The 13,435-nt window shown below is 38.4% G+C and carries 6 protein-coding genes; 4 read left to right on the forward strand and 2 right to left on the reverse strand.

The annotated features are described in order from the left end of the window. The first annotated feature begins 466 nt into the window (after nt 1-466). Both QNI22_RS26235 and ppk1 read left to right on the forward strand, forming a co-directional pair. Nucleotides 467-2,677, forward strand: coding sequence for a sensor histidine kinase (locus QNI22_RS26235; protein WP_314515246.1), 2,211 nt, complete (start codon nt 467-469; stop codon nt 2,675-2,677). A 129-nt stretch (nt 2,678-2,806) separates the two neighbouring features. Further along, nucleotides 2,807-4,900, forward strand: a complete 2,094-nt coding sequence (gene ppk1 / locus QNI22_RS26240; RefSeq protein ID WP_314515248.1) for a polyphosphate kinase 1 — start codon at nt 2,807-2,809, stop codon at nt 4,898-4,900. Nucleotides 4,901-4,941: 41 nt separating this feature from the next. On the opposite strand, the gene QNI22_RS26245 is transcribed toward ppk1, so the two are convergent. Beyond that, entirely contained in the window at nt 4,942-8,691 is a 3,750-nt protein-coding gene (locus QNI22_RS26245) for an ATP-binding protein (RefSeq protein ID WP_314515249.1), read from the reverse strand. 192 nt (nt 8,692-8,883) lie between these two features. Here QNI22_RS26245 and QNI22_RS26250 point away from each other — a divergent pair, with 192 nt between their 5' ends. Both QNI22_RS26250 and QNI22_RS26255 read left to right on the forward strand, forming a co-directional pair. Further along, nucleotides 8,884-12,264: a DEAD/DEAH box helicase gene (locus tag QNI22_RS26250; protein ID WP_314515252.1), complete on the forward strand. Its 3,381-nt coding sequence runs from the start codon at nt 8,884-8,886 to the stop codon at nt 12,262-12,264. 54 nt (nt 12,265-12,318) lie between these two features. Further along, nucleotides 12,319-12,906, forward strand: a complete 588-nt coding sequence (locus QNI22_RS26255; protein WP_314515254.1) for a Crp/Fnr family transcriptional regulator — start codon at nt 12,319-12,321, stop codon at nt 12,904-12,906. 48 nt (nt 12,907-12,954) lie between these two features. On the opposite strand, the gene QNI22_RS26260 is transcribed toward QNI22_RS26255, so the two are convergent. Then, nucleotides 12,955-13,407: a DsrE family protein gene (locus tag QNI22_RS26260; protein ID WP_314515256.1), complete on the reverse strand. Its 453-nt coding sequence runs from the start codon at nt 13,405-13,407 to the stop codon at nt 12,955-12,957. Between the last annotated feature and the right edge of the window lie 28 nt (nt 13,408-13,435).

Here is a 13,435-nt window from a genome sequence, read left to right on the forward strand (position 1 = left end):
ATCTGGATCATTAGTTACCATTCTTCTTTATATAAAAACCAAGCCTTCCCTTAAGACTTATAGATCTATCCTTTTTTCTACTTTTCTTACATTGAAAAATAGCCTAATTTACTCAACATTCTTAGGCATTAAGTACCTCAATTAATCTATCATCTTTCAATCCTATCGCTCTATTTTTATGGAGTAATAGTATCCAGAATACCGTTGTAATAAGGATTTTTTCTTTTACTAACCGGTAACCTTTTTCTGATACATTATAGTAAAGATATCTTGTCGGGGAGCACCCTATATATATCTAAATCAGGAATCTATAAAAATCAGATACTTTTCTTTCTTAATTATTGCATTGTAGTTTATGTCTGTAAGAAATCTTATTTTTTGTAAATAAATTCTGCTTCTTTAACATTCAATAAATTGATTGTATTCTATCGGATCTGTTAAAGTCTCACTTCAAACTGGAGATTCATTGAAAGCGTTTTTTCTCCTTTCGGAAGCTATTTATATTCGTACCTGGAGTTTGTGTATAGTCATCATTGCCACTATGGGAATGTCTGTGAATGCACAATATACTATATCTACCCTATCCCTTAAAGAACACCAAACACGTTACTTTATTGCTGACCATGTACAGATCCTAAGTCCTTCCATCAACCTATCTGACACAGTCTTAGACTTAAAAACACTTACCAATCAACGGTTTATATCATTTTCGTCTATCTCGGCGTCTGAGCAGACTGCATTATCCAGAAGAACTGTTCATTGGATACGCTTTCAGCTATATAATGCAGACTCATTGCATACAACCTTTGTACTGGATGTACCTTCAGCGCAAACTCTTTTGTATATCCCTATATCTGATCAAAAATATAAAATCAGCTACCCTCTTACTAAGGAAAATGCATCTATTGGCTTGGAAGACATGCATCGCTTTGAACTTCTTTATAGGGAGAAAACAACATTATACCTCCGTTTAGAAATTACAAAGCCATCATCCAAAAGTCTACTAGTCAGATCCATAAAAAACAGCAAGCTATATCCTGAAATAGAGTATCAGAACCGATATACTATAAGCATGGCACGCCAGGCCCTTTTTTATGGAGCAATGCTGGTAATGCTATTATATAACTTGTTTGTTTACGTTTCTCTTCGGCAATCTACTTATCTTCTCTTTGCATCATTCCTTTTGAGCTTATGTATCTATATCTCTGCCAATAGTGGTTATCTCTATATATTCTGGCTCGAAAATTTCCCCAAACTGGACACTTACCTAAAGTTTTGTTCAGCTCCGGTAACATTGTTTGTCTATATTGCTTTTAGCTGCTCCTATCTTGAAAGGAAATATGCAATATGCCTCCATAAGATTGCGAATGGTTTATTAATTGCGTTTGTTCTTAATATAGGCCTCATCCTGCTAGGATACTGGTATGAAGGAAGAATGATGTCTATAATTCTTACGCTTATAAGCATCCCTTTCCTTATTTATTTGTCAATCAATGCCCTGCTCAGAGGTTATTCACCAGCATGGTATTTTCTGACAGCCAATCTTATCTTTCTGATTAGTTGTCTGATCTATGCTGGACAACAATTACTGGAGACTACCCTACCCTGGGCATCCTATGGAATTCAGATTGGAGCGGTCCTACAGGTTTCTATTTTTTCAATGGGTCTGGTAAAGCGTATTGACTGGATACAAAATCAACTTTTATTACAGATAGCAGAAAATCAACGATTAGAGCAAAGTACTATTGATGAGAGGGAACAGTTGATCCTTCAAAAAAATAAAGAACTCGAAGAAAAGATTCTGAAGCGAACCGCTCAGATTACGGAACAGAAAGAAGAAATAGAAGCCCAGAATACTCAGCTTGCACAGGCCAATGAAACCTTGCTGGAATTACAAGGTACCATATCTCTTCAAAACCAACAACTGGCAGAAACTAACTCCCAACTGGAATACATTGTTGAGGAACGAACTAATAAGCTAAAACAAGCTGTTCAGGAGCTGGATACATTTATTTATCGTACCAGTCATGATATCCGGGGACCTCTCGCCCGGTTATTAGGCTTGTGCTTGGTTGCTAATATTGATGTCAAAGACACTACAGCACTTGATTATTTCGAGAAACTATATTACCAGGCTCTCCACCTGGATTCTATTTTGACCAGGTTGTCTGTAGCTTATGAGATTAATCAATCGGAAATACATATTATTCCCATTAACTTTAATAAGTTACAGGATGATCTCCTCAACAAAATAATCTTCGTTGATAACTTTGGACGTGTTGACTTCCAGATCGAAGTCGAAAATGACCTCTATTTTGAATCAGATTATAATGTCTTGCTCTTCATGCTGAGCCATCTGACAGAAAATGCTATTAAGTTTCAGGATCTGAAGCAAAAAGAGCCCTATGTCAAAATCTGTATTCAAGCAGTGGACCATAAATTGGTCATTCAGATCACAGATAATGGCATAGGCATTCCAGCCAGTGACGTTCCATATATTTTTGATATGTTCAGTAAGGCTGCTGATAAATATCGTAATACCGGAATGGGACTTTTTATGGTTAAACGTGCGGCTGCTAAGCTAAATGGAACTATTTCACTAGTGGAGTCATCCTCTGGTCTTACCCAATTTCAGGTTGTTATTCCCTGTAAAAATATCCCCACCCCCACTTTGTAATATCTTTATTGATCTTTTACAAGAAAAAGAACGTATTGTTATTATATTTTTATTTTTTCTTTTTCGCTATCTTCTGTAATCATTTGTTAGTACACTTGCTCTCTAATCAACGCATGTTCAAACCATTTTATGAATTCTTTTGCACACTATTTTAATAGGGACCTAAGCTGGTTAAGTTTTAATTATCGCGTACTGCAAGAAGCGAACAACTCCAAAGTCCCGTTATTTGAAAGAATTCGGTTTCTATCTATTTTCTCCTCTAATCTGGATGAGTTCTTTCGGGTCCGAATGCGTTCTCTGCAGGCGATTACTCAACTATCTGTCAATGATGAATTATCTTCTACCGTATTTAGTTCAGAAGAAGAGCTACTGAAAGAGGTGCAACATACCATTATCAAACAACAGGAAGAATTTGGTTTACTACTTACGCAGAAGATTCTACCAGAACTGCAACAACAATCCATTCATCTATATTACAAGGAAGACCTTTCAGATATTGATAAGCCATTTATTTCTGAGTATTTCTTTAGCCGGATATTATCTTTCCTTCAGCCAGAACAACTCACCCCTGAACACAAGGGCAAGATTCAACTTACTGACAATGTGTTATATTTTATACTAGCGTTCTCGACCCCATCGCAACCTGAAAAGATAAACTATAGTCTGCTTAATATCCCCCACTCTTCTTTACCCCGTTTCTTTAAGATTACTCATCGAAATGCAGATACGCATATTCTTTTCCTCGACGATATTATTCGGGAATATTTACCGCAGATATTTCCAAATCAAACGATTCATGGTTGTTATTGTATAAAGGTTAATCAGAATGCAGATATAGATATTGCAGATGAATTCTCTGGAGAAATTGACAAACAAATTGCTAAGATGCTGGAAGATCGTCAGGCAAGCTTCCCTACCCGCTTTTTATATGATGAAAGTATGCCTGTATCATTACAACAATTTCTGGCAGATTATTTTGTACTCAATCCTCAGGAGATGATTGCAGGTGGACGATACCATAATCTCAAAGATCTCTCTTCACTTCCACTTGCTGAACAAGCATATTTGAACTATCCCCCTCAACCCCCATTACATCATAAAGACATGGACTGGAATCAATCAATTTTTACTTCCATCGAGCAGGGTGATCAGCTATTACACTTTCCGTATCAGTCCTATAACTATGTATTACGATTTTTTAATGAAGCAGCAATAGATCCTGCCGTTGAGCAGATTATGATTACACTCTACAGAATAGCCTCAGATTCTTTTATTGCTAATGCATTAATTAGTGCTGCCAAAAATGGAAAGAAGGTAAATGTATTTGTAGAATTAAAGGCCCGGTTTGATGAGGCCAATAACCTGAAATGGGCAAAAAAGATGCAGGCTGCAGGAATTCATCTTGTATATAGTATTCCATCAATGAAAGTCCATGCTAAAATAGCTCTTGTTAAACGCAAAGCCTCAGCTATACAAACCCAATGTTATGGATTACTGGCAACCGGAAATTTCAATGAAAGCACAGCCCGCTTTTATACTGATCATGCGTTACTTACCTGCCATGAAGGCATAATGTCAGAGCTGGATACTTTATTTACCTATTTACAAAGCAGAGAGCAGCCAGTCAATCAATCATTTTCTTTTCAACATCTATTAGTAGCGCCTTTCAATTTACAAACTCGCTTTGAAAGCCTGATAGATCAGGAAATTGCTAATCATCAGGCAGGACTACCTGCCCGAATCACAATCAAACTCAATAATCTGCAGGAACGGCATATGATTGACAAACTATATGAAGCAAGTAAAGCAGGCGTACCTGTTGATTTGATTGTCAGGGGTATATGTTGTCTTATCCCACAAAGAAGCGACATAAGCCCAACCATTACTGCGCGTCGTATTGTGGATCGTTATCTGGAGCATGCGCGTGTCTTTATTTTTCATAACAATGGTCAGCCTCAAACATTTTTGGGCTCTGCAGACTGGATGAATCGGAACATACATAGACGAGTTGAGGTGTGTTTTCCATTATATAGTCTATCACTACAATCAGAAATCTACCAGATCATTCAATTACAGTTAGCAGACAATCAACAAGCCTGTAGTATTGATCAATACATGAAAATGCATCCTATAGTTAATTCACAATCACCTATTCAGGCACAACAAGCTATCTATTCTTTTCTAAAAGAAGCTCAGCAACCAGTTCCAGCAGATATAGATTGATTTAAGAGCCCCATGAGGAATAGAGTAAATGGGGCTCTTAGTTATTCTTTTTTGTATAAGGAAAGCTGAACATAAAAGGTTGTTCCTTTATCTGCTTCTGTTTCGAACCAGATCTGCCCACCAGCATGCTCTACTCCTCGTTTAGCGACAGCCAAGCCAATACCAGAACCAGAGGTTTTAGTACTAAAATGAGGCAAAAAAACTTTTCCCCGAATAGAATCCGGAATACCTGATCCATTATCTTTTACAGATACGATTACATGTCCATTAGGACAGACAAGAGATACCACAATACAAGGAGTACGTCCGTCTGGCACAGATTGTATACCATTTAATATTAAATTGCTAAATATACGCCCCATCAATTGGGAGTCTCCCTTTACAACAAAAACACCATCTGGAATAAAAATCTCAAAACAAATCTTAGGATCAGAAATATATAACTCTGTAATCTTCCGTAAAAGGGCGGCTACATCAAACTGTTCGTCTTTTGGTATAGGCATCTTGGCAAAGGCAGAGAAGGAAGTCGCAATATCACTGAGCGTATCTACCTGATCCAGCAATGTACCAATGGATTTTTCGGCACGCATCAATGCTTCAGGCTCTTGCCGGGAGAGGGTTCGCTGCAAATGCTGTAGGGTAAGCTTCATAGGTGTCAGAGGATTTTTGATCTCATGTGCTACCTGCTGTGCCATTTCTCTCCATGCAGACTCTTTTTCACTACGTCCTAGAGCCTCTTTGCTTTCTTCCAGGTTGCGTAACATGCGGTTGTATTCATGTACCAGTAATCCTATTTCATCTTCTGACTTCCACTCCAGGGGTTCGTTTTCTTCTTGTAACGATGTCTTTCCTAACTTTTGTGTAATCAGATTTAAGGGTACAGTAAGAATACGTGAGGCAAAATAGGAAAGCAATAAAAAGCCCAGGAAGATAAAGGTAAAAATGTTTAGAATGGTGGCTAGTACAGTTCCAATCTGCTGATCCAGTTCTGCTTTGGAATCAAAGAAAGGAATACTGAGAATACCTTGCAAGTCTTTTCCTGAAGCATCCCGAATAGCCACATAAACTGCATTATACTGCAAGTTACCCAGAGATTCACTCAGTTGCTGGCTCAGATAGTTTTGTCTGGCAATAGCATGCCAAGCCTGGCGATTGATATAAGGAGACAACAATTCATCATCATAGATCTGTCGCTGACTAGACAACATGAGTTCTCCGTCCCGATCAAAGATACTTACATCTGATCGGGTATAACGAGCTAGTTCATTGATTTCGGGCTCGTACGTATCTATATTCACCCCTTTTTGCCACAAATCATCTAGTCGGAAGCGAAGCTCTGTTGCAATATTCTGAGCTACATCCAGATAAGATTGTGTCAGATTCTCCCGATAGTTAGCACTTAACAGACTCACAGTAATCACACTTACTGTAATCAGTGGTAAAAAAAATGCCAGGTTCAGGTATATTTGTATACGGGTAGCAAACCCACTTCGGGCATAAGGTGTCTGGAAAAACAGAATGTAGAAAATAACATACACACCCACCATCAACACCAGTATCAGAAACAGAAAAGAGAAGTTACTGAATATGCTGGCATACTTGTATTTCAAAGCTGAAACTACAACCACTCTTCCATTGTCGTTCTTTACGCCAACATGCTGATAAACCTCTGTCACCAAACTACTTTCAAATAATTCTTTACTATGCAGACGTTTGGTATTAAAATACTTTTCATAGTTATAATCTCCTTCGTGGTATACCAGATTATCATGATCATAAATGGCGTAGCTATACGTACGAGCAGCAGGAGAAGCAACAAATCGCTTATCTAGTAGCAATCCGGGAAAAACATTGGTTGGAACCACTCTTTTTTGCTGAAGATCCAGTACGATAAACCCAATAATTGCACTTTGCCGGATAATAGTAATCAGACTCACATACTGTTTGATTACCGAACCTCCCATGGAAGGCATAAAATACAGATGGTCATAGGCTGTTCCATATACATATTTCCCATTCTCCATGCGTTGAAAATTCACCACATAGTCAGCATAACTCTGCGGGTAATCATCTCCTTTTAAATTTAAGCCATAGGGATCAAAGACACTGATCTTTACATCGTATCTGTCAAAATAACTACCCAGGTAGCGTTTTACTTTCTTTATAATATCATTTTTGGAGATAAATGGTCCAACAAAACGGGATTGTATAAATTCATCTTTGCGAACATCATCAGCTACACCATTCAATAAATATTCTCCCAACGGATCATTTTCAGACAATAATTGATTGGCAAAGTCTCTCTTATCTGTCAATCGCTTGTCCAGTTCCATTTCATATACGGCCCAGGCTCCCAGGGCAGCACATAAAGCTGCTGTCAGGAAAAAATACAACGAAATCTTGTAGGTTAGTTTTACCAGCAAACGGGATAACTGGAAATAATAACAGATAAGTAAGTACAAACTACCACCTATTAGTATCTCCGGATGCAATTCCCCCATAAACCAGGCAACAACATCGTATAGACTAACAGCAACTATCAGTGCCAAAAACAATGCATACCAGGATAACCGAAATGGCATCAGGATACGAACAATCAGATATGTCCCTAAGAAATATAGGATGCTATTCAATACAAAAGTAACCAGTGCCAGAATTCGTGGATCAGGGAAATGAATACTTTCTGTAATATCCAGACTAATCTGCGAGTAATGAGATAAAGTCCGAATAAATAAAAAATGAACAGTCAACAAACCAAAACTCACTACCATCAATCCTACAGTCAACATCCATTTGGTACGTTGAGGCAGTTGTAATATTATTTTACAAGTCTGAGATCGAAAAAAATACCGAATCAGATAGGTAACCAGTCCAATAGCTGTAAAGCAATTTAATAATAAGTCTCCCAATGAAGGAGTATAACGAGACGAGGCGTAGTACCTGGGATTAAAAAACTCTGTTTCAATCAATGCATTGGGAATAGAATATCGCAGCATCAAAAATCGGAGTAATAACAGATAACCGGCTAATAAGCCGAAACCTAACTCGTATCGGAAAGGCGATGGATGCAAATGTACTTTTGAGAGAAAATTTTTGAGCCACACGGCACCTGTTATAAATACCATCAGAGCCACGGAAAAAAGTATAAAAAATGTTTTTCTCTGAGATTCGGGTACTTGTTCGGGCAATTCGAGAGAAAACAGATATACTGCGTCCGGAGAATAAATATTAGCTCCGTTACGGGATAGCTCTGTTCCAAGCTGTACATTGGAATAAGGAATGATCCGGTGGTTGAATCCTTCCTGAAGATAATCGTTTTCTATTTTAAAACGACGTTGTAGAGGGATCAATGAAAATATCTCAATATCATCGTTTACCCACTTAAAAGCTCGCTTATTCACAAGAAACTTTCCTGTTTTCAAGCTCACCAGACGTGTCCGCTGATCACTCGCCAACTGGTTATACTGCGGTACCAAACGATTATCAGACCAATACACCAGATTACCTTCTTTAAAAATACAGAATGGATGAGTATGTGAAACATCAAGAATGGAAGGGCCAGGAAGCTTTTTCCGCATATATTCTTTTTCTATCTCTATCTGCTCCTGTTCGGTTCTGGCAATCTCCCGCCAAACCTGAATACGGAGTGTTTCTACTTTTTGTCGGGCATCGTCATGATAATAGGCTTTATAAAACCAACTTAGGCCAACAGCTATTATCAGCAGTACCAATAATAAACTATATCTTCGTAGGATATTCCAGAACTTTGTATGCATTCGAAGTATTTTCACAAAAGTAGGGGTTTTCCAAAATAAAACAGTATTCCCGATCTCTCCGCAGTCTGACACTCACTCTAGCATCTCTTTTGCACAAACCTCTTGCCAAATTACTCATCCTTCACCTTTTATACAGAAAAGATGCATGAAATGCATTAACTTTCCACATCAAATAACATTGACTGTTGCAGAAAAGGAAAAGACAACATGCTATCTGAAAACTTACAGGATTATTTACCTGATACTAATGAACCACATTTCTATATTCTAGAGGGATATTCACTGACTACACTTAGTCAAACAGTTATAGAAACACATAGTACTTCACACACTTCAACTGATACCCGAGGCTTTTTTGATCTTACTCCAACTTCAATATCATTGGATTCCGCTTCATTTTCTCATACATTAGTCGCTCAGGTAACTATTCATCAGCAAACGAATGCTCTCATTGCCCGTTGTACCTGTAATCACTCAGAGTCTTCATTGTGTGAATCGCAGAGACAAGTACTGTATAATCTAGTGAAGAGAGATGAACTTCGAATCTTCTTTGATGATAAACTACGTCACACTCGAATCCGGCAAATTGCTGTAGATTATGGTCTGGAACAAGTAACTAATCTGGATAAATTCTTCGAACTAGAATATACAGGCAGAGATGTTTCTATCAAACCACGCATGAAAGAACTCTTTCCAGTAAATGAAACCAGCCAGGCAAATATGCTGGAGCAGTTATTCTCCAATCCAAAATCTATTCTCTCTACTCCTGCTCATTCGACAGTTAACGCAAAATACATTGTTGTACTTCGTAAACACAAGTACTATGACCATCTGACTGTAGAATTACTTAAAACAGGAGTAACCCGTGAGGGTAAAGTAAAAAACCCTCTGGAAAGCATTAATCCTCTGGATCTGTTATGGACCACAAAGCAGACCGATGAGTTACGTTTTTATACAGCTATTGCTAAATTTCAACATAACTATGATTCCAGCAAATCAGAGACAGACATTGAAGGTCTGACAGCACTAATCAAGAATCCACTGGGACTAGATTTCTTTTACCATGATGTCAACATATCCAGTCAGATTAATGCTAGCTCGGTAGCGCCTGTCCAATTGAAAGTAATGTCATCTGAAATGCGCCTGTCAGTCGATCAGAAAGGAGAGTTTTTTGAGATTACGGGACAGCTTGTATTAGAAGAGAGAGCTTATGCATTAAAGACCCTCCAAATCAAATACGACTACTTTATTCAAATAGCTGATACACTCTATCTGATTAATAATCCGGATCTGTTACGACTAATCAGTTTTTTCAAAAAACACCATAATTCTCTGATTGTCCATCAATCCAGATATGAACGTTTTCGAGAGACTATTCTTTCCCGGTTGGAAAACCAGATTCAAATCATTTATTCGTATGTAAAACCAGCAACTCCTCAGCAACTGGCATTACATAATTTCACGAACGCACCTGAATACCTTATCTATCTGTCAGATTGGGAAAATTATGTACTCATTACTCCAGTGGTTAGATACGGAGAAGTAGAGGTGCCTGTACTTTCGAAAAAGCAAATCTATTCACTCGATTTGTTGGGTAAGCCGTTTATGGTTGACCGAAACGAGACAATTGAACGATGGTTTACTGCTATCATATTCCGACAACATCCTGACTTTATGACTCAGGCAGGGAAAGACTTTTTCTTTCTGCCCAAAAAAGACTTTCTCAATGAAGACTGGTTTTTGGATGTATTTGAAGAATGGACCAATCAGAATATTACAATATTTGGCTTTAATGACATAAAAAACAATTCCCTTAACCCCAATAAAGCCAAAATTTCCATCCTTGTAAACAGCGGTATTGATTGGTTTGATACAACTGTCACTATCCGATATGGTAAAGAAAAAGTCTCACTCAAGCATTTACTCCAAGCTGTTCGTAACAAAAGTAAATTTGTACAGTTGGGAGATGGCACTCAAGGAATTCTTCCTCAGGAATGGATTGAGAAGTTAGCTTCTTATTTTCAGGCAGGAGAAATTGTAGAAGAATCCATTCGAACAGCTAAAGTAAATTTCTCCCTGATAGACGAACTCTATGATGAGGATATGCTGTCTGCTGATGTGCAAAACCAGCTCAAAACATTACGATCTAGGATAGCTCATTTTGATACTATTGAAACAGTTCCTGTTCCCCATGATTTGCAAGCAACCCTTAGAAGCTATCAGCATCAGGGATTAAACTGGTTACACTTTCTGGATGAATTTGGATTTGGAGGTTGTCTGGCAGATGATATGGGATTGGGAAAGACAATTCAGGTTCTTGCCTTTATCTTATCTCAACGGAATAAAGTAAAGCAAAATACGAATCTGGTAGTAGTCCCGACTTCTCTTATCTTTAACTGGCAGGCAGAAATTGAAAAGTTTGCCCCATCCATTCAGGTATTGACATTGCATGGAGCATATCGTATCACAGATCCCCGGCAGTTTGATGCATATGAAATTGTTCTCACTACCTATGGGACTCTGCTGTCTGACATTCGTTTTCTGAAACAGTATTCATTCAACTATGTGATTCTGGATGAATCCCAAGCCATTAAGAATCCAGATTCGCAACGATATAAGGCAGTACGCATGCTGCAATCCCGAAACCGGATTGTACTGACAGGCACTCCTGTTGAAAATAATACCTTTGATCTATATAGCCAGTTGTCTTTTGCCTGCCCTGGATTATTGGGCACACGTCAACGCTTTAAAGATATCTATGCTATCCCTATCGACCGGTTTAAAGACAGTCAGCGAGCACGGGAGTTACAAAAACGAATTCATCCGTTTATATTACGGCGCACTAAAAAGCAAGTAGCCCATGAACTACCTGAAAAGACAGAAATGGTGATCTACTGTGAAATGGGAACTGAACAACGAAATCTGTACAATGCGTATACCGATGAGTTTCGGAACTTTCTTTTAACAAAAGACGAAGGCGATCTTACCCGGGAAACTATGCACATCTTACAGGGGCTAACCAAACTGCGCCAAATTTGCGACTCACCTGCACTTCTTAGTGATGAAGCCTATTATGGAACAGCCTCTGCAAAACTGGACGCATTATTGGAAGAGATTGAGAATAAATCCCCCTATCATAAGATACTTGTATTCTCGCAGTTTGTAACCATGCTCGACTTAATCCGAACAGAATTGCAAAGCAGAAATATTTCTTTTGCCTACCTTACCGGACAAACTCAAAACCGAGCTGAACAGGTAGAGACTTTTCAAACAGAGGACAATGTCCGTGTATTCCTGATCAGCATGAAGGCAGGTGGAATAGGTCTGAATCTGACTGAAGCTGACTATGTTTATCTTGTTGACCCGTGGTGGAATCCTGCTGTAGAGAATCAGGCTATTGACAGGTGTTATCGTATCGGACAGAAGAAAAATGTAGTGGCAGTGCGGCTGATTTGTCCCAATACCATCGAAGAAAAAATCATGAAATTACAAGAGACGAAAAAGGATCTGGTTGGTGATCTCATTAAAACAGACTCAGAGATGCTAAAATCCCTTTCACGTATGGATCTATTGGCCCTGCTTGGTTAATAGATCTGTGCTTCCTATTTTTCGGATCTTGCAGGTAATCACCGTCAAAAGAATATGTATAACGAACTTATCCTAAATAATATATCTAAACACATCCACTTGGAAGCGGATGAGCAGGCACATTTCATGAGTTTGCTTCAGCCACTGAAACTTAAGCGAAAACAAATTCATTTGTATCGGGGAGAGGTTTGTAAACACTCAACTTTTGTACTTAGCGGATGTATGCGTGGCTATACTACGGATTTCAATGGATTTGAACACATTCTCAACTTTGCTCCTCCTGACTGGTGGATAGCTGATATGTATAGCCTTATCAGTGGACAGCCAGGACATATTACCATTGATGCTATTGAAGAAACAGAGGTCCTTTTGTTAAGCAAAGCAGATCAGGAAAAGTTATACATTCAGATCCCTCAATTTGAACGATTCTTTCGAATCATTACAGAAAAATCTCTTGTCAGTTATCAGGAACGAACGCTGGAAAATCTCAGTATGACAGCTCAGGATCGTTACCTACGTTTTTGCAAGCGGTATCCAACCCTGATCAATCATATTCCGCAGAAATATATTGCCTCCTATATTGGAGTTACTCCTGAGTTTTTAAGCAAAATGCGGAATGATTTATTGAAACAGAGCAAGTAAGGTTAATTATAGTAAATCAGCATCATAGATAACAAATATAAAATGCTATTATAAACCACCTTTCAGGTAAGCCCATCCTTGCTCCTGCTTAAGGATTACTTCAACTACACCCGAAGGAACAGTTTGGCCAAAAGATAAAATGCTGGTTTTATCCAGTTTCCGGCTACGCAAGGTATTTTCACATACAGCAAGAGTAACCCCTTTTTTACTCAAGTCTTCCAGCAAATTAGCGTATTTACTACTTTGAGTAAGCATCATGTCAATGCCGGGTCCATGAAATACTACTTCAACCTGTGCATTTGGTAAGCCTTTCAATAGATTATTCAGGTTTTTAATCAATGCACCCTGCGATAAGGTATCCGGGGAACTAAATTGTACTACTACTTTATGTTGAGGATCTTTCGTGTGTGACATAGTACGTGTGGGTTGTTGTGCATATATTACACTACTTACTCCTGTAGCCAGAAGAACTATTACCAGACAAATAAAACGTATTTTCATATTCTGTGTGTTATAAAGATAAAAGGTT

Origin of the sequence: Xanthocytophaga agilis, assembly GCF_030068605.1 — a bacterium.
Lineage (GTDB): Bacteria > Bacteroidota > Bacteroidia > Cytophagales > 172606-1 > Xanthocytophaga > Xanthocytophaga agilis.

Excerpts from the sequence above, each read along its gene's own strand:
- ppk1 (WP_314515248.1), top strand. The coding sequence starts at position 2,807 with ATGAATTCTTTTGCACACTATTTTAATAGGGACCTAAGCTGGTTAAGT.
- QNI22_RS26250 (WP_314515252.1), top strand. The coding sequence starts at position 8,884 with ATGCTATCTGAAAACTTACAGGATTATTTACCTGATACTAATGAACCA.
- QNI22_RS26255 (WP_314515254.1), top strand. The coding sequence starts at position 12,319 with ATGTATAACGAACTTATCCTAAATAATATATCTAAACACATCCACTTG.
- QNI22_RS26260 (WP_314515256.1), bottom strand. The coding sequence starts at position 13,407 with ATGAAAATACGTTTTATTTGTCTGGTAATAGTTCTTCTGGCTACAGGA.